Genomic DNA, 24,227 nt, shown 5'->3' on the forward strand with positions numbered 1-24,227 from the left:
GGAGTTCCTTTCTCTAGCTGCATACCTTGACGGTCGCTTCGGCCAGAATCGACAGGCCGTGTTCGATCTCGTCGTCGGTAATCGTCAGCGCCGGAAGCAATTTCACGACCTGGTCGGACGGGCCGGAGGTTTCCGCCAGCAATCCCTCGTCGAATGCCAGTTGGCAGACCTTGCCGGCCCGCTCGGGCTGCTCGAAGACGAGACCCTGAACCAGGCCCCGGCCTCGGGTCGAGACCTCACCGGGGAACTGATCGGCGAGATTGGCGAAGCATTCGCTGATGCGCGCACCCTTCTTCAGGGTGCTCTTGGTCAGTGCGTCGTCCGACCAGTAATGATCGAGTGCAACCTTCGACGTCACGAAGGCCGGGTTGTTGCCGCGGAATGTACCGTTGTGCTCGCCTGGGCCCCACACGTCGAGTTCACGTTTGAACAAGGTGAGTGCCATCGGCATGCCGTAGCCGCCGATCGACTTCGAGAGGGTGACGATATCCGGAACGATGCCGGCCTCTTCGAAGGAGAAGAACGGGCCCGTACGGCCACAACCCATTTGGACATCGTCGACGATCAGGAGGATTTCGCGATCGGAGCACAGTGTTGCGAGCGCCCGAAGCCATTCGGGGCGAGCGACATTCACGCCGCCTTCGCCCTGGACAGTTTCGACGATGACTGCGGCGGGACGGTTGATTCCGCTACCCGAATCGTCGAGGACGCGGGAGAACCACTGGAAGTCCTCGGTGACGCCGTCGAAGTAGTTGTCGAACGGCATCGGCGTCGAATGCACGAGGGGGATGCCTGCGCCGGCGCGCTTCATCGAGTTACCGGTGACGGACAACGCACCAAGAGTCATACCGTGGAAAGCGTTGGTGAAGTTGATAATTGCTTCGCGGCCGGTGACCTTGCGGGCCAGCTTGAGCGCAGCTTCGACGGTGTTCGAGCCGGTCGGGCCGGGGAACTGGACTTTGTAGTCCAAGCCGCGGGGTTCGAGGATGGTGCGCTGAAAAGTTTCGAGGAACTCGCGTTTGGCCACCGTGGACATGTCGAGGCCGTGCGTGATGCCGTCGCTCAAGATGTAGTCGACCAGTGCGGATTTGAGCACCGGGTTGTTGTGGCCGTAATTGAGGGCGCCGGCGCCGGCGAAGAAATCGAGGTAGTCGCGGCCGTTCTCGTCGCGGATCCAGGATCCGGAAGCGCTGCTGAACACTGCGGGCCAATCACGGCAATAGCTGCGAACCTCGGATTCGAGGGTTTCGAAAATGCTTGCTTCTACGGTATTCATATCTACTTTGTTCCTCCGGGGCAGGTTGTATACCAACGCGGAAACGCGCTAGTTGCCGATTCGGTAGAGATCTTCGGCTTCGTGTCCATCGGGAAAGTTGTTGGGCGAGAACAGGCTCTGCCTACTGATCGGCACATCGCGCCGTCGGGCAAGCGCAGTGAAGAGTGCGATCGAAGCCCCGTTGTCGGGGCTGATCGTCGTCTCCAGATGCGTAACACCCAGTGGTGCAGTGCGATCCATCAATGAATTCAGCATGCGGCCGGCAATTGCCTTGCCGCGCTGGTCTTCGTCGACGGCTACCTGCCAGACGAACAGGGTTTCCTGCTCGCTGGGGCGGGTGTAGCCGGAAACAAATCCGACCACACGTCCGTCTACCTCTGCAACGATAGACGTTGCACTGAAATCCCTGCACCACAACAGGTATGCATAACTCGAATTGAGGTCGAGCACACTTGAATCACGTGCGATCTGCCAGAGCCGGACTCCGTCATCGATCTGTGGGCTTCGTAACAGCACCGCGTCCGGCGCGGTGGTCGGGATAGCTCTCGTATCAACTGGCTTCATCGGTCATTTGAACGTAACAAGCATCGACACAGAAGTCATGCAGATGTCCGTTTAGGGCCGTGTGGAAGCGGGTACGGCGCAGGTGAGGCTATAGATGTGACGGTCCTCACATTGTGTAACTTTTGGTGTTGCCCGAGCGACTATTTGGGGCTTGCGAGCGCCAGCGGCAGTATCGAATGTGCACCGGCTTGACGCAATGCGCGCGCAGCCATCGTGAAAGTCCAACCGGTATCGGCAATTGCGTCGACGAGGAGCACCGGTCCGCTGTGTGCGCTCATATCCGGGACATCCCAGGCATCGACCAACCCGGACACACGATAAGCGGAGTTTGCCGCCGAGACAGGCGGGTGCTCGGGCCGTAGCTGCAACACTCCCAGATCTGTGAGTCGCCCCACCTGAGCCAACTTTGCGGCGAGGCTGCTGACAAGCAGTGGGTGAGTGGCGGATTCGAGTGCCATCACACCGGTTGGCCGCTCTGCCCAATCCCAGGCCGCCAACACGCTGATACAGGCGCTGACCACGGCGTCCGGCACTTCGGCATCGGGGCCGTCGAGTAGTGCGCGGAGGCGCTGGCCCCAGCCCAGATCCGACAGGCGACCGAGGATACGTCCGGATTCGGCGCCTTCCTTGATCTTTCCCGAAAGGTTGACTCCCAGCTTGCTCAGTCCGGTCGGCCACATCTTGCGAGGTTCGAGGTCGAAACCGGGCCGCTGCAGGCGCGCCCGAGTCTCGTCGAGCGCTGCGCTGTCGACAGTAGTGTCGTAACGCTGACCGGTGCAGTTGTCGCAGCGTCCACACTGAGAGTTGTCCGGCGTGAGCCCAGGATCGTCGAGTTGTTCACGGAGAAAAGTCATTCGACAGGTGGTGATGCTCTGGTACTCGACCATAGCGGCCTGCTCGGCCTGGCGGGCCTCGTCGAGACGGCCGTAGCGTTCGGCGTCGTAGATCCACGGTTCGCCCGTGCTGATCCAGCCGCCCTTCACACGTTTGACGGCGCCGTCGACGTCGAGCACTTTGAGCACCATCTCCAGGCGCGTGCGATTCAGTTCGACAAGGGGTTCCAATGCCGGTGTCGATGTGGCTTTTTCGGTGTCCAGGTGCTCGATCACGCTGCGTACCAGGTGCTCGCGAGGGAAGGCAACCGACGCGAAGTAGCTCCAGATCTGCTTGTCTTCGACGCCGGGAAGCAGGATGACGTCGGCGCGATCGGTGGAACGGCCGGCGCGGCCGACTTGCTGGTAGTACGAGATCGGCGACGACGGCGCGCCGAGATGGATCACGAACCCGAGATCGGGCTTGTCGAAACCCATTCCGAGAGCCGACGTTGCAACCAAGGCTTTGACGCGATTACCCAGCAAGTCCTGTTCCAGCGATTCCCGCTCGGTGGGGTCGGTCTGGCCGGTGTAGGCGGCGACGGTATGCCCGCGCTCGGACAGCAGGCTCGCCAGATCGCGAGCAGCGGAGACGGTGAGGGTGTAGATGATGCCGGAACCCGGCAAGGTGTCGAGCATCTGCGCGAGCCAGGCTGCACGTGCCGTCGCTTCGGGAATGTGTACGACGGAAAGGTGCAGCGATTCTCGCTCGAGCCCGCCGCGCAGGATCAGTGTTTCCTCGCCGCCCACCCCGAGTTGTGCCGAGACGTCGGCCACGACGCGGTCGTTGGCCGTGGCCGTGGTCGCGAGGACGGGAATGCCGTCGCCGAGTTCGGCGATCAAGGTGCGGATGCGGCGGTAGTCCGGACGGAAGTCGTGACCCCAGTCGGACACGCAGTGCGCCTCGTCCACCACCACGAGGCCCGCGTCGGCCGCCAGCGACGGCAGCACCTGGTCCCGGAAGTCCGGGTTGTTGAGGCGCTCGGGGCTGACCAACAGCACGTCGAGATCGTTGGCCGCCACTCGGGCGTGGATGTCGTCCCACTCGGTGACGTTGCCGGAATTGATGGTGGCGGCTCGCACACCCGCTCGCTCGGCTGAGGCAACCTGGTTGCGCATGAGGGCCAACAGAGGGGAGACGATGACCGTCGGACCGTGACCGGACGCGCGGAGCAACTTCGCCGAGATGAAGTAGACCGCAGACTTGCCCCACCCGGTGCGCTGCACGACCAGCGCGCGCTTGCGCTGCACCACCAGAGCCTCGATAGCCGTCCACTGGTCCTCACGCAAGCAGGCGTCTGGTCCGGCGAGTTCACGGAGCAGACGCTCGGCCTCATCGCGCAGTACGGGTGCAGTGGTGGCGGTCATGCCCTCCATGGTGCAGGACGCCACCGACAGGCGGGTGTTTCAGGCCTTCGCGATCGGCTGCTGAAGTTCGGTCACCCAACCGTCGACGTCCTCCGGGCACGCCAGCGTCACCTCACGGCCGGGGCCGGTATTGCGGTATCCCGCTGCGTCGATCCATTGAGCCAGGGCCTGATAGGCGGGCAGGCAGTTGTCCATCGAACCCTTGTGAAGCAGCGAGGCCACTTGCTCTTCGGCCCGCAGGTCCACCACAGCGAACTCGTAGTCGCCTTCGGGATCCGCGTCGACCGGTAGCGCGGCATGGACGACAACGTTCTCGTCGTCACCGGCATCCTCGTAGTAGGCGACAGCGGGTCCGACCGGGACGACACCGGCACGATCCAAACCGGTACAAAGCCGCTCGTACAGCCCGCGAACCACCGGACCGATCGACGACGGATCCATCGTCTTGGCGGTACCGGTCGACTCCGCGACCCGCAGCGCCGGAACGGACTTGATCACAACCTCGTATGCGGACATCTGCCCCTCACTTTCGATGATGCGTAGGCGCGCCTGGACATGCGCCAGTCGCGCGGTGTCTTCCTGGATTCGGGTCTCGAGTTCTGCTCGGCGAAGCGTGAGCATCCCGCGGATCTCGTCGACGGTGACCGCCGACTCCACCACCTGCTGGACCTGGGCCAGGGTCAGACCCAACTCTTTGAGGGCGACGATGCGGTTGAGCAGCGCCAACTGGCCCGCGGTGTACGACCGATATCCGGTGGATGCGTCGACCCTCGCGGGTGTGAGCAGGCCGATGGCGTCGTAGTGGCGGAGCATGCGCACCGACACCCGACCTGCTCTCGCGAAGTCTCCGATGCTCAACATGGTTACCAGCCCCGTTTCTCCCTCACAAACCCGACACCTACAGGTTTACGACCTCACACGGTGTCAGAGTCAAGCTTGCCGGTTCAGCACCTTCTCGATCGCAGCCCGAGTGGGCGACGACACCGAGGCGCCGCGAACCGTCGTCGCCAGGCTTCCCGCTGTGGCAGCGAACTTCAGGGCGCGTTCCTGGTCCTGCACCCACTCCACGGCGAAGGCACCGGTGAAGGCGTCGCCTGCGCCGGTGGTGTCGACGGGCGTCACGGTCGGAGAGTCCGCGTGAGTAGTGGTGTCGTGATCTCGTAGGTCCGCACCACCCGAGCCGAGTGTCGTCACGAGGTGTGCGACCCGGTCGGTGACCGGGCCGAGTTGCTTCGCTTCGGTGCGGTTCACGATCAGGATGTCGACGGCGCTGATCAAGTCTTCCGGAAGAATCTGTACCGGTGAGGGATTCAGAATGACCGTGGTGGCGTTGTCCCGGGCGTGGTGCACCGCGGCGATGACGGTCGCCAGCGGTATTTCGAGTTGGCACAGCAGGATGTCCGCCCTGGCAATGGCATCGAGGTCGTCTTCGGTCAACTCGGTAACGGATTCGTTGGCGCCCGCAACAACGATGATGCTGTTCTCCGCGTCGGCGTCGACGGTAATGGCCGCAATTCCGCTGGCACCGTTCACGCTACGTAGGAGTGACGTATCCACCCCGGCCTCAATGAGGGTGCTGCGCAATTGAGAAGCGAAGCCGTCGTCGCCGACCGCGCCGATGAACGTGACGTCGCCGCCCGCCTTTGCGGCCGCGATCGCCTGATTACTGCCTTTGCCACCCGCAGCGGTGGCAAAGGCAGTGCCCAGCAGGGTCTCGCCGGGTTCGGGAAAGCGGGGGACCGAGGTGGTCAGGTCCATGTTGATGCTGCCGACGACAACAATGCGGGGCTTGCTCATACCTCCAGGTTATCGGCGGCGGCAACTTTCTTGCGTCGAACCCGGCGGATGATCCGCCTTGCCTCCTCGTTGGTGGACACAGCCGGCGGTGAGCCCTCGAGTGGCTTGCGCGCTGTCTCCGGAATCATCAAGACGGCAATACCGCCGACGACTGCGGCGATCATCATGTACATCGGCGCAACAAGATTGCTGCCGGTCGAACTTTCGAGAGCCGTAAGCACCAGGGGGGTAGTACCGCCGAAGATCGCTACGGCAAGGTTGTATCCGATTGCCAGGCCGCCGTACCTGATTCCGGTCGGGAACAGGGCAGGAAGCACCGAGGGAAACACTCCGACGAACAGGAGCAGCAGTCCGCCGAGGATGGCGAGCCCGAGGAAGACGGTGACGTAGTTGCCCACTCCGATCAGCAGGTATGCCGGTAGCGACAACACGAAGAAACCGATGAAGCCGCTGAGCAGCAACGGCTTACGGCCAACCCGATCAGAGAGCTTGCCGACGTAGCTGATGCCGACCATCATCACGAGCATGACAACGATCATGAGAACCAGACCGTGGGATTCGTCGTAACCGAGCGTATTGGTCAGATAGGTCGGCATGTAGCTGAGTAGGCCGTAGTGAGCGATGTTGTACGTAGCGACGAGAACGATACACAGAACGAGTGGCCGCCAGTTCTCAACGAGCGTTTCGCGCAGTTTCGTTCCCGTGGATTCGTCGGCGAGAGAGCGTTCTTCGGCCTGTTCCATCTGTTGAAACGCGGGTGTCTCTTCGAGTCGAAGACGCAGGTAGAGGCCGATCAGGCCGAGCGGGCCGGCAATGAGAAACGGTATGCGCCAGCCCCATTGGAGCAGTTCTTCCGGACTGACCACGGTCTGGATGATCGTCACGATACCGGCGGCGGCGACATAGCCGGCCAGAGTGCCGAATTCGAGGAAACTGGCGAAGAAGCCACGACGCTTGTCCGGTGCGTATTCGGCGACAAACGTACTGGCGCCGCCGTATTCACCGCCCGTGGAAAACCCCTGTAGCAGGCGCAGGAGGACGAGCAGTATCGGCGCCGCCATGCCGATGGATTCGTAGCTTGGTACGAGACCGATGGCAAAGGTGCTGCCGGCCATCAGAATGATCGTGGTAGCCAGGACTTTCTTGCGACCGATACGGTCACCGAGTGGGCCGAAGAACAGACCACCCAGTGGACGGACGATGAAGGCCGCGGCAAAGATCGCGAAGGTCGACAGCAATTGCGCGCTGCCACTGGCCTCCGGAAAGAACACCTTGCCGATCGTGGTGGCCAAGTAGGCGTAGACGCCGAAATCGAACCACTCCATGGCATTTCCGAGCATGGTAGCTTTGACGGCCCGTTTCACCGATGCATCGTCGGTGACGGTGACATCAGGTGATTCGGCCACTTCGAGAGCGCTGATCGAGTTCTCTGGTGTTGTCATGACATGCGCTCCCCAGCGCAATCATCGAACCGAGCGGGGCACGTACCTGATGCACGCATCTTTGTCTTGCCCACTCGCCGATGAGCCGGATGGGAACGTGACGTCCGCGGCCCTGTGGCTCGATGCGACCCCCGTCGCACGGCTCTGGCTCACGGCAGTGTCCGAAGCCCTGGCGGGCTCCGGACGTCCGGCAAGTAAGACACCCACGCTATCAAGAGATAACGCAGAAACCGGTATTCGGGTCAGTAGGCGCGGGCGTACTGCGACGGAACCCGCGGCCCCACCTCGACATTCAGCTCACGTGCGGCGCGCCGTGCCCAGTAGGGATCGCGCAGTAGTTCGCGTCCCAGCAGCACCGCCACCGCACTGCCGTCCTCGATGATCTTCTCGGCCTGCTCGGGTTCAGTGATCAGTCCGACTGCCGCCGCGGGAACCAGGGATTCGTTCTGGATGCGACGGGCGAAGGGAACCTGGTAGCCGGGCCCGACCGGGATCTGTGCCCCCGGTGAATTGCCGCCAGTGGAGACGTCGACGAGGTCGACGCCGTAGTCGGTGAGGATGTTGGCAAGCGCCACAGTCTGATCCGCGGTCCAACTCTCACCCTCGAGCCCGCGTTCCTCGCTCACCCAATCGGTGGCAGACACACGCACGAACAGGGGCAACTCGGCCGGCCACACTTCGCGAACCGCCGTGAGGATTTCGAGGAGGAAACGGATGCGGTTCTCGAAGCTACCGCCGTAGTGATCTGTTCGCTTGTTGCTGAGGGGGGAGAGGAACTGGTGGATCAGGTATCCGTGTGCCGCGTGAATTTCGACGACCTTGAACTCCGCTTGGAGAGCGCGGGTGGCTGCGGCCGCGAAGTCGGCGACAATGCCGGCAATCGCATCCGTCGTCAGTTCCGTCGGCGGAGTGTAATCGCCGAATGCCGCCGCGCTGGGGGCGACGGTGTTCCACGACAGACGGTCGTCCGCGTCGAGGGATCTGCCGCCACGCCACGGAACCTTTGTCGACGCCTTCCGGCCGGCGTGCGCGAGCTGAATTCCGGGTACGGCACCGAAGTACGCGAGCTGCGCGTTGATCTCCGCAAACGCGCGAGCCTGCCGCTCGTTCCAGATACCGAGATCGGCCGGGCTGATTCGTCCCTCCGGGCTCACGGCGGTCGCCTCGGTGAGAATCAACCCGACACCACCGATTGCGCGGCTCGCCAGATGCGTTCGATGCCAGTCGTTGGGCACACCTACCTGATCTCCGATGACATCAGCGGAGTACTGGCACATGGGCGCCATCCACACGCGGTTGGGAAAGGTGACGCCGCGCAGGGTGAGAGGTTCGAACAGCACGCTCACGAAGTAACTCCTGATTCGAGGAAGAACGGAAAGACGGTTGATCCCGTGCAACAGCGGCACCAGTCGGAATCATTCCCGAAAGGAACGCGTCGGAGCCAATGGCTAATGTGTATTCATGACTGCTGTAACTTCCACCGGCTCGGACACTCGCGACGTCGTGCACGAGGCTGCCCGCCGGGCACGCAAGGCCTCGCGTGTCCTGGCGTTGCTGACAACAGCACAGAAGGACCAAGCGCTCCACGCCGCGGCCGACGCAGTTCTTGCTGCCAGTGATCAGATCCTGGCGGCAAATGCCGTCGACATCGACACGGCGAAGGCTGCCGGTACTGAAGAATCGTTGCTCGACCGCTTGCGTCTGACAGCGGATCGGATCGAAGGCATCGCGTCGGGTCTGCGCCAGGTTGCCGGACTACCCGACCCCATCGGTGAAGTGCTCCGCGGCTCCACACTGCCCAACGGCCTGGAACTGCGTCAGCAGCGCGTCCCGCTCGGTGTTGTCGGCATGGTGTACGAGGCTCGCCCCAACGTCACAGTGGACGCGTTCGGTCTGACCCTGAAGTCGGGAAATGCTGCACTGCTTCGCGGTTCGTCGTCGGCAGTCAAATCCAACGAAGCTCTGGTGGTTGCTCTTCGCGCGTCGTTGGCTGCGCAGGAACTCCCCGAAGACGCCGTTCAACTTCTGCCGAGCGCAGACCGGGCAACTGTGACGCACCTGATTCAGGCTCGCGGTCTCGTGGACGTTGTCATCCCGCGCGGCGGCGCCGGCTTGATCAGTGCCGTCGTTCGCGACGCCACGGTTCCGACTATCGAGACCGGCGTCGGAAACTGCCACGTCTACGTGCACTCGGCTGCCGATCTGCTGATGGCCGAGAAGATCGTGCTCAACTCCAAGACCCGTCGGCCCAGCGTGTGCAACACCGCCGAGACGATTCTGGTCGACGCTGCGATCGCGGACACGGCAGTGCCGAAGCTGCTGCAGGCGCTGCAGATGCACGACGTCGTAGTTCACGGAGATCTGCCCGAACTCGTTCCGGCCACCGAGGACGATTGGTCGAAGGAGTACCTCACGCTCGACGTAGCACTCAAGGTCGTCAAAGACTTGGACGAGGCAGTCGAGCACATCGACACGTACGGCACTGGCCACACCGAGGCGATCGTGACGTCGGATCTCTCGGCAGCCCGCGAGTTCACCGCTCGCGTCGACGCAGCAGCCGTCATGGTCAACGCATCCACTGCCTTCACCGACGGTGAGCAGTTCGGATTCGGAGCCGAGATCGGCATCTCGACGCAAAAACTTCACGCACGCGGCCCCATGGGGTTGCCGGAACTGACGTCCACCAAGTGGATCGTCTGGGGCGACGGACACACCCGACCCGCCTGAAAAGTTCACCCAGACTTGCCCCACCCTTTTAGGAGTTAACCGTGGACCGAGCTCTTCCCGATACAACACCGTTCTTCTCGAGCGTCGACGACGTGATCGAGCGTTTGGCTGAAACGGGTTACCTGTCCGACAAGGGCACCGCAACGGCAGTGTTCCTCGCCGACCGACTCGGTAAGCCCCTGCTCATCGAAGGACCGGCGGGCGTCGGTAAGACGGAGTTGGCGCGCGCGGTAGCTCAGACGACAGGTGCCGAGTTGGTGCGCCTGCAGTGCTATGAGGGTGTCGACGAGGCTCGTGCGCTCTACGAGTGGAACCATGCGAAGCAGATTCTGCGGATTCAGTCAGGCTCGGACCACAGCTGGGATTCGACCAAGGCGGACGTGTTCTCCGAGGAGTTCCTGCTCGCTCGTCCACTGCTCAAGGCCATTCGCCGCGAGGACCCGACAGTGTTGCTGATCGACGAGACCGATAAGGCCGACGTCGAGATCGAGGGACTGCTCCTCGAAGTTCTCAGCGACTTCGCGGTCACCATCCCGGAACTCGGAACCATCACCGCAACACGGAAGCCGTTCACGGTGCTGACGTCCAACGCCACCCGTGAGCTGTCCGAGGCACTCAAGCGTCGTTGCCTGTTCCTGCATCTCGATTTCCCCGATGCAGATCTCGAACGTCGCATTCTTGCCAGTCGCGTCCCCGAACTGCCCGAAGCCATCGCCGAGCAGCTGGTCAACACCATCCGTGTGCTGCGCGGCATGCAGCTCAAGAAGGTTCCCTCGGTGTCCGAGACCATCGACTGGGGACGCACCCTCCTCGCGCTGGGCATGGACACCCTCGACGACGACGCCGTCCGCGCAACACTCGGCGTCATCCTCAAGCACCAGTCCGACCAGGTGCGGGCAACCGCCGAACTTCGGCTGAACTGAGGTCTGGTCATGGCACTCGGAGGTTCGACGTCACCGATCAAGCCAGGCGGCTTGGCGGCGCCGTACGGTCTGCCCGGTCATCTCGTCGATTTTGTCGAGGCCCTTCGCCGACGCGGCATCATGGTCGGCCCCTCCGAGACCGTCGACGCCGGCCAGGTCATGTCGGTTCTCGATCTGCTCGATCGGGAAGCACTTCGTGAAGGGCTGGCGTGCTCGCTCCTGCGTCGCCCGACCCACCGCGCGACGTTCGACGCTGTCTTCGATCTGTGGTTCCCCAAGGCGATCGGTGACCGTGCCGTTGGCGACGTCGACGTCTCGTTGCCTCGCAAGGCCGACGGCTCGATCGATCTGCAGGCATTGCGCGAGTTGATCGCGGAATTGCTGATCGACGGCAGCGACGAGGCCATGGAGCTGACCGAGCTTCTCACCGCCGCGATGGTCGAAGAGCTCGGGCAGTACCAGTCGAGCAACGGGCCGTCTTTCTCCGCGTACCAGGCCTTGCGGGACGTCGCACCGGACACACTGCTCAACAAGATCCTCGAAGGGCTGCTCGGAAATCAGCAGGGCGCGGGCAGTGAGGGCAAGGACAACTCCGACTATCAATCGGAGGTTGCGAAGCGAACAGCAGCCCAGCGCATCGCGGACTTCCGCAAGATGGTCGAGAAGGAAACGCGTCGACGCACCGCCGAGAATCTCGGCAAGGAACGCGTCGCCACGTACGGGGTTCCGAAACTGGCCGAGGAAGTCGATTTCCTCCGCGCGTCGGATGCGGAACTCACAACGCTCAAGAAGAACGTGACGCCGTTGGCACGATTGCTCGCGAGCAGGCTTGCCGTCCGTCGTAGTCGCAGCCGAGCCGGTTCCATCGACTTGCGTCGAACCTTGCGCAAATCCATGTCGACCGGTGGTGTGCCGATCGATCTGGTGCAGCGCAAACCCAAGCGTGCGCGTCCCGAACTTGTCGTCATGTGCGACGTGTCCGGATCGGTCGCAGGGTTCAGCCACTTCACCTTGCTGTTGGTCAACGCTCTGCGAGAGCAGTTCTCCCGCGTTCGAGTGTTCGCGTTCATCGACACCACCGACGAAGTCACCCGTTACTTCGACTCGAACGCCGATCTCGGATCCGCGATGTCACGGATGGTTCGGGAGGCCGAGCTGATCACGTACGACGGCCACTCCGACTACGGCCACGCCTTCGGGGTATTCCAGGAGAAGTTCGCCCAGAGCATCACCAGCCGCACGTCACTGCTGGTACTGGGCGACGGTCGCAACAACTACCGCGACCCCAACCTGCAATCACTGGCGCAGATGGTTGCCGTGGCCAAGCACGCACACTGGCTCAACCCCGAGCCAAAGGGGCAGTGGGGGACGGGCGACTCGGCCGCCAAGGTCTACAACGAGGTCATCAGCATGCACGAGTGCCGCTCCGCCCAGCAGCTGGCCGACGTGGTGTCCGGTTTGTTGCCGGTGTGAGACACGTAAGCTCGTCAGCTGTGCAGAAGGGACAATCGGTGGAACGTGCTCGACGCCTCGGCGTGATGGGTGGCACTTTCGACCCCATTCACCACGGTCACCTCGTCGCGGCGAGTGAGGTCGCCGACAGGTTCGGGCTCGACGAAGTGATCTTCGTCCCCACCGGCAGACCGTGGCAGAAGGAGGCTCGAGGCGTCAGCCCGGCCGAGGACAGGTACCTCATGACGGTCATCGCCACCGCCTCCAACCCGCGGTTTTCCGTCTCCCGGGTCGATGTCGACCGCGAAAAAGTGACGTACACCGTCGACACACTTCGTGACCTGCGGGCCTATCATCCGGATGCCGAACTGTTCTTCATCACCGGTGCCGATGCGCTGGCCAGCATCCTTTCCTGGCAAGATTGGGAAGAGTTGTTCGCATTGGCAAAATTTGTCGGAGTATCGCGACCGGGTTTCGACCTCAACACCGAACACCTGGCCGGTCACCTCGACACGATGCCCGCCGATGCGGTGACGTTGATCGAGATTCCGGCTCTTGCCATTTCGTCGACCGAATGTCGGCGTCGGGCAAGCGAAGACCGTCCCGTCTGGTACCTCGTACCCGACGGAGTGGTGCAGTACATCTCGAAGCGGAACCTGTATCGACCTGTCGACGCGGAGCGCCGTGACGGTGCGACAACCATGTCGGAGCCGGCGCCTGGCAAGACAGCCGATTCGAACTAGAAGCACGACCAAGAAGACGAAACTGGAGAACATCGAGTGAGCGCAACAACCGAAGCCATCGACATGGCACGCATCGCGGCCTTGGCAGCCGACGAGAAGCTGGCCACTGAAGTGGTGGTGCTCGATGTGTCCGAGCAATTGGTCATCACGGACTGCTTTGTCATCGCATCCGCAGCCACGGAGCGTCAGGTGAACTCGATCGTCGAGAACATCGAAGATCGCCTCCGCGAGGCCGGCCACAAGCCGATCCGTCGTGAAGGAACTCGCGAGGGCCGCTGGGCACTGCTCGACTACGCCGAGATCGTTGTTCACGTGCAGCACGACGAGGAGCGCAATTTCTACGCTCTCGATCGTCTGTGGAAGGACTGCCCGGCAGTCGAGGTCGAAGGCCTCGGCCAGAACATCCCGGGACCGGCTGACGCACACACCGTGTTCGACACCGACACGGTTGCCGAGCCGGACGCGCAGGAACCTTCACTGTGACCTCCTCGGCGCCGGGAGCGGCGTCGAATCCTGTGCGGCGGCTGATACTGCTGCGCCACGGGCAGACCGTGTACAACGCCGATTCCCGGATGCAAGGGCAACTCGACACCGACCTGTCGGAGTTGGGGCGCACCCAAGCGAAGAGTGCCGGTCCGGTGATCGCCGACCGGGCGCCGTTGACCATCGTGTCCTCGGATCTCAAACGCGCATATTTCACGGCAGTCGCTGTCGGTGATGCGGCCGGACTTCCGGTCCTCACCGATATGCGTCTGCGTGAGACTCACCTCGGTGACTGGCAGGGGTTGACTCACAGCGACGTCGATCGGCTGACCCCGGGGGTGCGGGCGGCGTGGCGAGCCGACGCGACGTTGGCCCCGCCTGGCGGTGAAAGCCGCATCGACGTTGCGAAGCGCAGCGTGCCGGTGGTTACGGAACTTCTGGCCGCACTTCCCGACTGGGCCGAGAGGCCGGTTGTCCTGGTGGCGCACGGCGGTCTGATCGCGGCGTTGACTGCCGCGCTGCTCGACTTGCCGATCGACCGCTGGGCGATTCTGGGCGGGCTCGGAAACACGAGTTGGGTTCAGCTCAGCGGACACGGAGATCCTGCTTCCATCGAATGGCGACTCGACGTATGGAATGCTTCTGCGAGTGTCGCAAATGACGTTCTCTGAGAGTGCCGACGGGCAGCGCCCCGTCCTCCTGGTTATCGCCGATTCACTGTCGTATTTCGGCCCCAAAGGTGGACTGGCTGCCGACCATCCCCGGATCTGGCCCAACCTCGTCGCCGAGGAGCTGGGCTGGGACGTCGAGCTTGTCGCTCGCATCGGCTGGACGTGCCGCGACGCGTGGTGGGCGCTGACCCAGGATCCGCGGGTGTGGGCTGCCGTCCCACGCGCGGGAGCTGTCGTGTTTGCCGTCGGCGGTATGGATTCCCTGCCGTCGCCGTTGCCCACTGCGCTGCGTGAGACCATCCGCTACGTCCGGCCGCCGGCGCTGCGGCGCGTCGTGCGTGAGGGATACCAGTGGCTGCAACCGCGCCTGGCACCACTCGGCCGCCCGGTGGCACTGCCGCCGAAGCTGAGCGTCGAGTACCTCGAGAGCTCACGAAATGCGTTGGAATACATGCGTCCCGAGCTGCCGATGATCGCGACGTTGCCGTCCGTGCATCGCAGTGACGCGTACGCGAGCGTCCATGCCGGTCGTCCGGCTGCGGTATCCGCGATCACGGAATGGGCAACGGCCAAAGACGTACCCGTCGTGGATCTTGCCGATGCGGTACGTGAAAACGTGTTCTCCGACAATGGCAACCCGGACGGAATTCATTGGGGCTGGGACGGACACATCGGTGTTGCCCGAGCCATGACTGCCGCAATTCGCGCCGCCGAAGCTCAGCGTGCGCCCACGTCGGCGAGTGAGGTCGGGTAGCGACGTGTCAGTTGTCGTCGTCACGGATTCGTCCGCCTGCATCCCACCCGAAACCTCCGAAGCGTGTGGGCTCCAGATTGTTCCGTTACACATCTTGCGTGACGACTGTGATTTCCTCGAAGGCATCGACGCCGTTCCCGAGGATCTGTCCGGGCTCACGACGGCCGGTGCGTCACCGGCAGAACTGACCGAGGCTTACGGCCGCGCACTGGATCTGAGTCAGGGCGACGGTGTTCTCGCAGTCCACATCTCGCGGCAACTCTCGAGCACGTGGGACGCCGGCAGGCAGGCGGCCGAGGAATTCGGCGGCAAGGTACGCATCGTCGATTCAGCGTCCACCGGTATGGGTTTGGGGTTCCCGGCCTTGGAAGCGGCGCGATTCGCAGCGACCGGTTCTCCTCTCGATCTCGTGTACGAACGCGCCGTCGACGTCGCTGAACGTGGGCGCGCGTTCATCTTCGTGGACAAGCTCGACCAACTGCGTCGCGGCGGCCGGATCAGTACCGCGGCAGCGTTGTTGGGCACCGCGCTGGCGATGAAACCACTGCTGCACCTTGTGGATGGCAAGTTGGTCTTGAAGGAAAAAACTCGCACCAGCACCAAAGCGCTGGCGAGATTGGTTGATGCGGCCGTGGAGCGGGCGGGGCGCAGTCGTGTGGCCATCGCCGTTCATCACATGAAAGCTCGGGAACGAGCCGAGAGCATCGCGACACAGTTGTCCGAGCGAATCCCGAACGTCGTCGAAACTGTCGTCACCGATTTCAGTGCGGTGCTGGGCGTACACGTGGGCGTGGGGGCAATAGGTGTTGTGGTGTGCCCACTTCCGGAAGAGGACGGTGCGTCCTAGCCGGTCGGTTATCCACAGGCCGCCAGTTATCCCCAACTCGATTTCTCCCTCTACGCAGGTCAGCGCTCGCTCGCTAGCGTCGACGTATGCGGAGCAATCAAGAGCGGGAGAGGGTGCGTGATCGGCTTTCTGCGATGACCGGCGATGTCGACAGTCCGGCAGTACCCGAGTGGCTGCTGGATGGCGGCGACGACGAAGCAGATGGATCCGATGAGGATGCGCGGTTTTCCGCGGTGCCCGAACGCTGGCGCGGTATGCGATGGAGTCCGCACCGGCGCGGCGCAGTTGCGTTGGTGATCATTGCGGTTGCTGCTGCTGGGTTCGGTGTTTTTGCACTGTGGTGGGATTCGCCGACAATCCAGGCCGTGCCGGTACTACCTGCAGCCGTGGGGATTCCGGTTGCGACATCCAGTTCGGCCCCACCAACGACGGTCGACAGTGCTCCTACTCCTGTCCCGGCGTCGGTAGTGGTCAGTGTTGTCGGGTTGGTGCACAGTCCGGGTTTGGTGACACTGCCCGATTCCGCAAGGGTCGCTGATGCGCTGAGCGCGGCCGGTGGCGTGCTCGACAACGCCGACACTCTCAGCTTGAACCTGGCGCAGAAACTGTCCGACGGCGATCAAGTGGTTGTTGGTGCGGTGGGTGATTCGCCGCATCAACAGACCAGTTCGACTACAGCTTCGACTGCCGCTGGGGCGCCGGTCAATCTGAATACCGCGACCGAAGCCGAACTCGACGCGCTTCCCGGAGTTGGGCCCGTCACGGCAAGTGCGATCCTCGCGTGGCGTACGTCCAACGGAAAGTTCACGGACGTAGAACAGTTGGGTGAGGTGGACGGTATAGGTCCGGCTAGGCTCGACAAGCTGCGAGCTCTGGTCACGGTGTGAACGGGGAGGCAGAGCAGAGGGTTCTCGACGCGAGGCTGGTGCCCGCGGCGTTGGCGGTGTGGGGAGCAACTGCTGCGGGCATCGTATTCGGGTCCGGACTTGCCTGGTGTGTCGCAGTGGGTTCGGGTCTGGTCTGCGTCGGACTTGGTGCCTGCGCGTGGCGGTGGGGAAGCGCGGGCTGGATTCCGGTCTTGCTGGTGGCCTGCGTATTCGGCGGGGCATTCAGTGCTGTCACCGCGTGGCGAATGACAGATGTCGAAGCACATCCACTGGCGCGCGCGGCGGCGTCCGGTGGGTGGGTAACTGCGGAGGTGAGCCCCACCGAGGATCCGCGGACGAGTGCGTCGTCGATCGGCCCAGGGCACGTCTATTTCCGGGCGTCGGTCCGCTCGGTGACGGTGGGGGACAGACAGTACGACGTGGGCGGCGCGGTCACTGTTCGCGCGCCGAGCGGAGTGTGGCCGGAAATGCTTCCCGGGCAGGTGCTTACGGTCCGGGGAAAGGTGAGTGTGCCGTCGCGTTCGGATCTGACGTTGGCGGTGATCACTACCGAAGGTGGGCCGCTTCAGATCGGCGATGCGCCGTGGTATCAGCGGTGGGCCGGTGTTGTGCGGTCACGGTTTTCGGCCGTGTGCGCGCAGGCGTTGCCGTCCGATGCGGCGGGGCTGCTACCCGGTTTGGTCGTGGGGGACACCTCGGCGCTGTCTCCGGTGGTCAAGGACAACTTCACAGCGGCCGGTCTTTCCCATCTCACCGCGGTGTCCGGTGCAAACATCAGCATTCTCCTGGGCGCAGTGTTGTTACTGGTGCGGGCCGCAGCGTTCGATTCCCGGATCGGGGCAGTACTTGCGGCAGTGACGATTCTGGCGTTCGTGATTGTGGCGCGGCCGTCGCCGAGCGTGCTTCGCGCCGCGGTCATGGGCACGATCGGATTGCTCAGTTTGGTGACGGGTAGACGCAAACAGGCGCTGCCCGCGTTGGGCGCCGCCGTCATCGTGCTGGTGATCGTGATGCCGGAACTGTCCGTGGACTGGGGTTTTGTTCTGTCGACCACGGCAACCGGGGCATTGGTGATCCTTGCGCCCGTGTGGGTCGACGCACTTCGGAAGCGCGGGTGGCCGCGGTGGCTGGCAGAGTTGACGGCCGTGTCCGGCGCGGCGTTTGCTGTCACGGCGCCGGTGGTGGCTGCAATGGCGGGCACGCTCAGCCTGGTGTCGATAGCGGCAAATCTGTTGGTGGCACCCGTGATCGGGATTCTGACGGTACTGGGCGCACTGGTGGCATTACTCGCGTTGGTCAGTCCGCCGACGGCCGCGTTCCTGGCCCTGGCTGTGAGACCTCCGATGTGGTGGCTGCTCTCCGTCGCCGACCGGGCCGCCGCGGTTCCTTGGGCAAACATCACCGTGCCGTCAGGATTACTCGGGGGACTCGTTGCCGCAGGGTTGGTGCTTGTCGCGATTCTCCTGCTGTGGAATCGCATCTCGCGGTGGCTGCTTGGCGCAGTGGCGGCGGGACTGGTACTGGCACTGGCGTTTCACCACGTCTTCTCCGGCGGGCGACTGGCACCGGGCTGGGCCATGGTGATGTGCGACGTGGGGCAGGGTGACGGTCTGGTGGTGGCGACGGGAGACGGCCGGGTAGTCGTGATCGACGTCGGCCCCGACCCGACGTCGATGGACCGATGCCTGAACATGTTGGGGGTCGACGATATTGCGCTCGTTCTGATCAGTCACTTTCATGCCGACCACATCGGCGGGCTCGACGCCGTACTGGCCGGTCGGTCGGTGTCGGCTGTGGGCGTCGGCCCTATGTTGTTGCCGCAATCAGGTTTTCGCGATGTGGACGCAGCTGCGCGAGCACGCGGAGTTCCACTGGTCGGCCTGCGCGCCGGGTCCACATTTGTTCTCGGGACGGTGCAGTTCGACGTTCTCGGTCCGGTGTTGCCGGTGCCCCGTGATGTTACCGACGCCGACGCGTCGGCCAACGATCAATCCCTGGTGCTGATGGCACACACGAGCGTCGGCCGCATTCTGTTGACGGGGGACTCGGAGACCGCAGGCGAAGCATCGATGACGCGTAGCGGAATCGACGTGCGAGCCGATGTCCTGAAACTGCCACATCACGGGTCGCGAACCACATCGCGCGCGTTTCTCGAGGCAGTTCGCCCCCGGCTGACCCTGGTGAGTTCCGGAGCCGGCAACACCTTCGGCCATCCTCATCCGCAGGTGATGAGCGAACTGGAATCGTTGGGTGGCGTCGTGGCACGTACCGATCAAAGCGGCACGCTTGTGGTGTACGGAAGCGGCGACGGGTCCGTGTCCGTGGTGTCGGTCCCTCGTGGGACGATCTTCGGGTGAGTACTCCGGCTGGCCTCGACCCGTTGCACCTCGTTCTCGGAGACGACGAATTCCTGATCGAACGCGCAGTGTCTACGTTGATCAAGGCCGTTCGTGGTGATCGTGGGCAGGGAATCTCGGATCTCCCCATCACCCGGATGCGTGCCGGCGATGCCAATGCGCCCGAACTTGCCGAACTGCTGAGCCCGTCGCTGTTCGCAGAAGACCGCGTGATCGTTCTGGAAGCGGCTGCCGAGGCCGGTAAAGATGCCGTCGCACTCGTGCTCGAGGCTGCCCGCGAACCGTCCGAAGGTGTGGTGCTGATCGTCCTGCACTCCGGTGGGGGACGCGCAAAAGCACTGGCGCCGGCACTGGAGAAGTTGGGCGCCGTTGTTCATCAGTGCGCCAAACTCAACAAGTCTCAGCTGACCGATTTCGTTCGGGCCGAGTTTTCGGCCGCGAAGGTCAAGGTTTCTCCCGCCGTCATCGGGGCGATGATCGAAAGCGTCGGATCCAACCTGCGTGAGTTGGCGTCGGCGTGTTCCCAGTTGGCCGCCGATACCGGCGGGAAGATCGACGTCGACGCCGTCCACCAGTACTATTCCGGCAAAGCGGAGGTGTCGGGGTTCGATGTCGCGGACAAAGTGATCGTCGGGGATACCCGGGGCGCGCTCGAAGCGCTGCGCTGGGCGGATCAGATCGGAACCCCGCACGTTCTTCTGGCCGACGCTCTGGCCGACGCGGTGCATACCGTCGCGAAGGTCGGCCCGTATGCCCGCGGCGGTGATCCCTTCCGGTTGGCGTCGGAGCTCGGGATGCCGCCGTGGAAGGTCAAGAAGGCAATCAAGGAAGTAAAGGGCTGGGATCCGGCGTCGATCGGAGCTGCGATGCAGATTGTTGCCGCACTCAACGCAGATGTGAAGGGTGCGGCCGTCGACTCGTCCTACGCCCTGGAATCAGCAGTGCGAAAGGTCTGTGCGCTGCGCGCTCGGTGAACGCAGCTCGCAGTTGGGTTTAGCTGGCAACTGGGTTTGGAACGAACAATAGCCGCTCTGGTCGAGTAGACCGGAGCGGCTATTGAAACACCACTGATGACGGCGAACCGTCAACGAGGATGTGTCAGATCTTGTTTGCAGCCTGCGCGAGTGCAGACTTCTTGTTTGCAGCCTGGTTGGCGTGGATAACGCCCTTGCTGGCTGCCTTGTCGAGCTTGCGGCTGGTGGCGACGAGGAGCTCGTTGGCCTTGTCCTTGTCACCGGCTGCCGCAGCCTCGCGGAACGAACGGATCGCGGTACGCAGCGAGGACTTCACCGACTGGTTACGGAGTCGGGCCGCCTCGTTGGTACGGATTCGCTTCACCTGGGACTTGATGTTGGCCACGCGTAAAATCCTTGTCGTCTTTAGCTGGTTACGGTCGAGAAAGCTGTGGGCGCACTGATGCACCGACTGGCAAGATTACCAGTCCAGGGTCGAATATCCCAAACCGCCGCACGATGCGCCTGATTGAGAAGGTTACACGTGGTTTGCGGGGATGTTTCCGCGCTGCTCGAATCGCGGACCTGTAGCAGCATGTTTGCTATGACGCCGATGACAGACAATGTGGTGAATACAGGCTCGACCACGACGCGGGCGCGTCCCTCCGGAGTGTTCGACGGATATTCGGATATCGGTCGCTACGAGTTGGCTTTCGACGAGATGTTTGCGGCCGACGGATCGGTGCGCGAGTCCTATGCGGGTGTGTACTCCGCGCTGGCGCCGACGAGCAGCAAGGACCTCGGGGCTCGCGCTGACGCGCTCGGCCGCGCCTTCATCGACCAGGGGGTGACGTTCTCACTCTCCGGGCAGGAAAGTCCCTTTCCGTTGGACGTGGTTCCACGCGTTATCGCGGCGCAGGAGTGGGCGCGACTGGAAAAGGGCATCAAACAGCGGGTCAAAGCGCTGGAGTTGTTCCTGGCCGACATCTACGGCGAACAGCGGATTCTGCGCGATCACGTGCTGCCCCGCCGGTTGGTCACCTCCTGTGAGCACTTCCACCGTGAGGCTGCCGGCATCGTGCCACCCAACGGCGTGCGCATTCACGTATCCGGTATCGACCTGGTCCGGGACGAGGTCGGCGATTTCCGGGTCCTCGAGGACAACCTGCGATCACCGTCCGGGGTCTCCTATGTGATGGAGAACCGTCGGACCATGACGCGGGTGTTCCCGGACCTGTTCATGGCGCACAAGGTCCGTGCCGTCGGTGATTATGCAACTCATTTGCTGCGCGCGCTGCGTGCCGGGGCGGCCACGAACGAAGCCGACCCGACTGTGGTTGTTCTCACACCGGGTGTCGCGAATTCGGCGTACTTCGAACACTCGCTTCTCGCGCGGCAGATGGGCGTCGAGCTGGTGGAAGGTCGCGATCTTTTCTGCCGCGACAACGTCGTCTACATGCGCACGACGGAAGGTGAACGTCAGGTCGACGTGATCTACCGACGGATAGACGACGAGTACCTCGACCCGATGCACTTCCGCCCGGACTCGATTCTCGGTGTCGCCGGCGTACTCAACGCGGCCAGAGCCGGCAACGTCGTGATCTCGAGTGCGGTGGGGAACGGTGTCGGCGACGACAAACTTGTCTATACCTACGTGCCGCAGATCATCGACTACTACCTCGGTGAGAAACCACTGCTGCAGAACGTCGACACGTTCCGCTGCTGGCTCGACGAGGAGTGTGAGGAAGTGCTCGACCGCGTCGCGGAACTGGTGATCAAACCCGTCGAGGGATCCGGTGGGTACGGCATCGTGTTCGGCCCGGACGCGAGTGCGGCGGAACTGGCCGCGATCACCGAGAAGATCAGAGCCGATCCGCGCGGCTGGATCGCCCAACCGGTGGTGCAGTTGTCGACAGTGCCCACGAAGATCGGCGACGTCTTGTCGCCGCGTCACGTCGATCTGCGTCCCTTTGCGGTCAACGACGGTGACGACATCTGGGTGTTGCCCGGCGGGTTGACTCGCGTCGCGCTCCCCGAAGGCTCGTTGGTGGTCAACTCCAGCCAAGGCGGCGGAAGCAAGGACACGTGGGTATTGGCCGCGGCCACGTCAACGGACGCGGGGGAACTCGCGGGCGAAGGACTTGTCGGTGAGCCGCCGGAATTCGCAGAACCTGACAAGGGTCCGGAACTGACACCCTCGCAACTGAATCAACAACAGCAGTGATCAGGCCGCTGCCATCAACAGAGATGCGATCAACAGAACGGAGTGTGACGTAAGGATGCTTGCCAGAAATGCTGAATCTCTCTACTGGATCGGCCGTTACGTGGAACGGGCCGACGACACCGCGCGCATCCTCGACGTGACCGTCCACCAATTGCTCGACGACACGACCCTCGATCCGGATCGGACGTCGCGGTTGTTGCTCCGAGTCCTCGGAATCGACGCGCCGGAAGAGGAATTGGATGTTCGGTCGCTCACGGATCTTGTTGCGTTCAGTCGCAATCAGGTCGGATCGATCGTCGATTCGCTGTCGAGCGCCCGAGAAAACGCTCGAGGCGCACGCGAGGTGACGTCCAGTGAGATGTGGGAGTGCCTGAACACGACATACAACGGACTGGGGGAGCGTGAGCGGGCATCACGCTACCTGGGGCCACACGAATTCTTCCGCTACGTCGAGGAACGAGCGGCAATGTTTGCGGGACTGGCGGATTCGACGCTCAGTCGCGACGACGGTTACCGGTTCCTGCTGTTGGGCCGCTCCATCGAGCGAGTCGACATGATCGTGCGCATGCTCCTGGCCCGGGCGGGGGACAAGCCGTCGTCTCCGGCGTGGGTATCGGTGCTGCGCTCAGCCGGAGCCCACGACACGTACCTGCGCACCTACCGTGGCGCTCTCGACGCGAACCGCGTCGTGGAGTTCATCCTTCTCGATCGGCTGTTTCCGCGATCGGTGTTCCATTCGATTCGGCAGGCGGAGAAGTGCCTCGAGGAGCTGGACCCGCAGCAGTCCAGCCGGGTCGGCATCCGGGCTGAGGCCACTCGATTGCTGGGCAGAGCACGAAGTGAGCTCGAGTTCCTTCCGCAAGGAGTGCTGCTCGAGGATTTACAGTCGCGACTGCTCGGTTGGCAGGAGACGTGTCGCGAACTGGGTGAGGCTATTTCGTTGCAGTATTTCCATGCCGCGCCCTGGGTCGCGTGGACTGACGCGAGTGCTGTGTACGCGGAGGCGACTGTGGAGGGGGAACTGTGAGTTGGCGAATGAGGGTCGTGCACACCACCGGATATGCCTACGAGGCTCCGGTGACGTCGTCGTACAACGAGGCTCGGCTGACTCCGCGAGCCGACGGTCGGCAGACGGTCATCTTGAACCGAGTCGAGACCCAGCCGGCTTCGCGTGCCTACCGCTACACCGATTACTGGGGTACGGCGGTGACGGCTTTCGATCTTCATGCGCCGCATAAGGAACTGGAAGTCACCGGCCTTTCCGTTGTGGAGACGGAACCGTTTGTCGCGCCGGAAGAAAAGGTCGGGTGGGACGAGTTGGCCGGCAATCCGATCAAGGATCGGTTCAACGAACAATTGAGTTTCACGAATTACGTACCGCGGGACGAGAAGTTCACGGCAATTGCCGAAGAATTGCGACAGGGGCTTACACCGGAGGAGGCGGTGGTGGCGGTCTCGCGCTGGGTGAACGGCGAAATGTCCTACGTCCCCGGCACTACCGGAGTCCACACGTCGGCGGTAGAAGCCTGGGCAGCGCGCGAAGGTGTTTGTCAGGACTACGCGCATTTGATGCTCGACATACTGCGCACCATGGGAATCCCGTGTCGATATGTTTCCGGATATCTTCATCCGGCGCGCGATGCCGCTGTCGGGGACACGGTGGTGGGGGAGTCGCATGCCTGGATCGAGGCCTGGACGGGCGCCTGGTGGGGGTACGACCCGACAAATGCGATAGCTGTGAATGAACAACACGTCGCGGTGGGGATAGGGCGAGACTATTCGGATGTGCCGCCGCTGAAGGGGATTTATTCCGGCGGCAGATCGACAGATCTCGAAGTTGTTGTGGAGATCACTCGCCTTGCGTAAAGTCCGGCAAATCTAGTCGCG

General features: G+C 63.1%; 22 protein-coding genes. 14 read left to right on the forward strand and 8 right to left on the reverse strand.

From position 1 onward, the window contains the following. Window positions 1-13 precede the first annotated feature (13 nt). From ectB to ACFRFQ_RS17315, 7 genes are all read right to left on the reverse strand, one after another. On the reverse strand, window positions 14-1,276 hold the full coding sequence (gene ectB, locus ACFRFQ_RS17285) for a diaminobutyrate--2-oxoglutarate transaminase (protein ID WP_138872848.1): 1,263 nt from the start codon (window positions 1,274-1,276) through the stop codon (window positions 14-16). 48 nt (window positions 1,277-1,324) lie between these two features. Then, window positions 1,325-1,840, reverse strand: a complete 516-nt coding sequence (gene ectA, locus ACFRFQ_RS17290) for a diaminobutyrate acetyltransferase (RefSeq protein ID WP_378659967.1) — start codon at window positions 1,838-1,840, stop codon at window positions 1,325-1,327. Between the two features lie 140 nt (window positions 1,841-1,980). Then, the gene (locus ACFRFQ_RS17295) at window positions 1,981-4,080 is read right to left on the reverse strand and encodes a RecQ family ATP-dependent DNA helicase (RefSeq protein WP_378659969.1); all 2,100 of its coding nucleotides are present in this window, start codon (window positions 4,078-4,080) and stop codon (window positions 1,981-1,983) included. A gap of 39 nt (window positions 4,081-4,119) precedes the next feature. After that, a complete protein-coding gene (locus ACFRFQ_RS17300) occupies window positions 4,120-4,941 on the reverse strand; it encodes a MerR family transcriptional regulator (protein ID WP_378659971.1) in 822 nt (273 codons plus the stop codon). 69 nt (window positions 4,942-5,010) lie between these two features. Continuing rightward, window positions 5,011-5,877, reverse strand: coding sequence for a ribokinase (locus ACFRFQ_RS17305; protein ID WP_378659974.1), 867 nt, complete (start codon window positions 5,875-5,877; stop codon window positions 5,011-5,013). Further along, window positions 5,874-7,319, reverse strand: coding sequence for an MFS transporter (locus ACFRFQ_RS17310; RefSeq protein ID WP_378659977.1), 1,446 nt, complete (start codon window positions 7,317-7,319; stop codon window positions 5,874-5,876). Before ACFRFQ_RS17310 ends, ACFRFQ_RS17305 begins: the two co-directional genes overlap by 4 nt. 242 nt (window positions 7,320-7,561) lie before the next feature. Then, window positions 7,562-8,665: an NADH:flavin oxidoreductase/NADH oxidase gene (locus ACFRFQ_RS17315; RefSeq protein WP_378659979.1), complete on the reverse strand. Its 1,104-nt coding sequence runs from the start codon at window positions 8,663-8,665 to the stop codon at window positions 7,562-7,564. Window positions 8,666-8,780: 115 nt separating this feature from the next. Between ACFRFQ_RS17315 and ACFRFQ_RS17320 the strand changes: the two genes are divergently transcribed. From ACFRFQ_RS17320 to holA, 11 genes are all read left to right on the forward strand, one after another. Then, window positions 8,781-10,046 carry a glutamate-5-semialdehyde dehydrogenase gene (locus tag ACFRFQ_RS17320; RefSeq protein ID WP_138872861.1) on the forward strand — a complete coding sequence of 422 codons (1,266 nt, stop codon included), beginning with the start codon at window positions 8,781-8,783 and terminating at the stop codon, window positions 10,044-10,046. Window positions 10,047-10,087: 41 nt separating this feature from the next. Beyond that, window positions 10,088-10,969: a MoxR family ATPase gene (locus tag ACFRFQ_RS17325; protein WP_033232924.1), complete on the forward strand. Its 882-nt coding sequence runs from the start codon at window positions 10,088-10,090 to the stop codon at window positions 10,967-10,969. A gap of 9 nt (window positions 10,970-10,978) precedes the next feature. Then, window positions 10,979-12,442, forward strand: coding sequence for a VWA domain-containing protein (locus tag ACFRFQ_RS17330; protein WP_378659984.1), 1,464 nt, complete (start codon window positions 10,979-10,981; stop codon window positions 12,440-12,442). A 20-nt stretch (window positions 12,443-12,462) separates the two neighbouring features. Beyond that, entirely contained in the window at window positions 12,463-13,164 is a 702-nt protein-coding gene (nadD, locus tag ACFRFQ_RS17335) for a nicotinate-nucleotide adenylyltransferase (RefSeq protein ID WP_378659987.1), read from the forward strand. A 36-nt stretch (window positions 13,165-13,200) separates the two neighbouring features. Further along, complete coding sequence (gene rsfS / locus ACFRFQ_RS17340; protein ID WP_138872864.1) at window positions 13,201-13,647, forward strand: ribosome silencing factor; 447 nt, start codon at window positions 13,201-13,203, stop codon at window positions 13,645-13,647. After that, window positions 13,644-14,318: a histidine phosphatase family protein gene (locus ACFRFQ_RS17345; RefSeq protein ID WP_378659991.1), complete on the forward strand. Its 675-nt coding sequence runs from the start codon at window positions 13,644-13,646 to the stop codon at window positions 14,316-14,318. Before rsfS ends, ACFRFQ_RS17345 begins: the two co-directional genes overlap by 4 nt. Beyond that, window positions 14,305-15,072, forward strand: coding sequence for a diglucosylglycerate octanoyltransferase (gene octT / locus ACFRFQ_RS17350; protein WP_378659993.1), 768 nt, complete (start codon window positions 14,305-14,307; stop codon window positions 15,070-15,072). Before ACFRFQ_RS17345 ends, octT begins: the two co-directional genes overlap by 14 nt. A gap of 4 nt (window positions 15,073-15,076) precedes the next feature. Beyond that, window positions 15,077-15,919: a DegV family protein gene (locus tag ACFRFQ_RS17355; protein WP_378659995.1), complete on the forward strand. Its 843-nt coding sequence runs from the start codon at window positions 15,077-15,079 to the stop codon at window positions 15,917-15,919. 86 nt (window positions 15,920-16,005) lie between these two features. Then, window positions 16,006-16,806: a helix-hairpin-helix domain-containing protein gene (locus ACFRFQ_RS17360; RefSeq protein WP_378659998.1), complete on the forward strand. Its 801-nt coding sequence runs from the start codon at window positions 16,006-16,008 to the stop codon at window positions 16,804-16,806. Then, window positions 16,803-19,163, forward strand: a complete 2,361-nt coding sequence (locus ACFRFQ_RS17365) for a DNA internalization-related competence protein ComEC/Rec2 (RefSeq protein WP_378660001.1) — start codon at window positions 16,803-16,805, stop codon at window positions 19,161-19,163. The genes ACFRFQ_RS17360 and ACFRFQ_RS17365 overlap by 4 nt, the downstream gene beginning before the upstream one ends. Further along, window positions 19,160-20,137: a DNA polymerase III subunit delta gene (gene holA / locus ACFRFQ_RS17370; protein WP_378660004.1), complete on the forward strand. Its 978-nt coding sequence runs from the start codon at window positions 19,160-19,162 to the stop codon at window positions 20,135-20,137. The genes ACFRFQ_RS17365 and holA overlap by 4 nt, the downstream gene beginning before the upstream one ends. A gap of 124 nt (window positions 20,138-20,261) precedes the next feature. On the opposite strand, the gene rpsT is transcribed toward holA, so the two are convergent. After that, a complete protein-coding gene (gene rpsT / locus ACFRFQ_RS17375) occupies window positions 20,262-20,522 on the reverse strand; it encodes a 30S ribosomal protein S20 (protein ID WP_033232941.1) in 261 nt (86 codons plus the stop codon). Window positions 20,523-20,729: 207 nt separating this feature from the next. Between rpsT and ACFRFQ_RS17380 the strand changes: the two genes are divergently transcribed. From ACFRFQ_RS17380 to ACFRFQ_RS17390, 3 genes are read left to right on the forward strand one after another with little or no spacing between them, the layout of a single operon-like run. Next, window positions 20,730-22,340, forward strand: coding sequence for a circularly permuted type 2 ATP-grasp protein (locus ACFRFQ_RS17380; protein WP_378660607.1), 1,611 nt, complete (start codon window positions 20,730-20,732; stop codon window positions 22,338-22,340). Between the two features lie 55 nt (window positions 22,341-22,395). Further along, a complete protein-coding gene (locus tag ACFRFQ_RS17385; protein WP_378660007.1) occupies window positions 22,396-23,367 on the forward strand; it encodes an alpha-E domain-containing protein in 972 nt (323 codons plus the stop codon). An 8-nt stretch (window positions 23,368-23,375) separates the two neighbouring features. Next, window positions 23,376-24,206: a transglutaminase domain-containing protein gene (locus ACFRFQ_RS17390; RefSeq protein WP_378660610.1), complete on the forward strand. Its 831-nt coding sequence runs from the start codon at window positions 23,376-23,378 to the stop codon at window positions 24,204-24,206. Window positions 24,207-24,227 lie beyond the last annotated feature (21 nt).

The sequence above is a fragment of the Rhodococcus sp. NPDC056743 genome (assembly GCF_042790355.1).
Taxonomy (GTDB): domain Bacteria; phylum Actinomycetota; class Actinomycetes; order Mycobacteriales; family Mycobacteriaceae; genus Rhodococcus_F.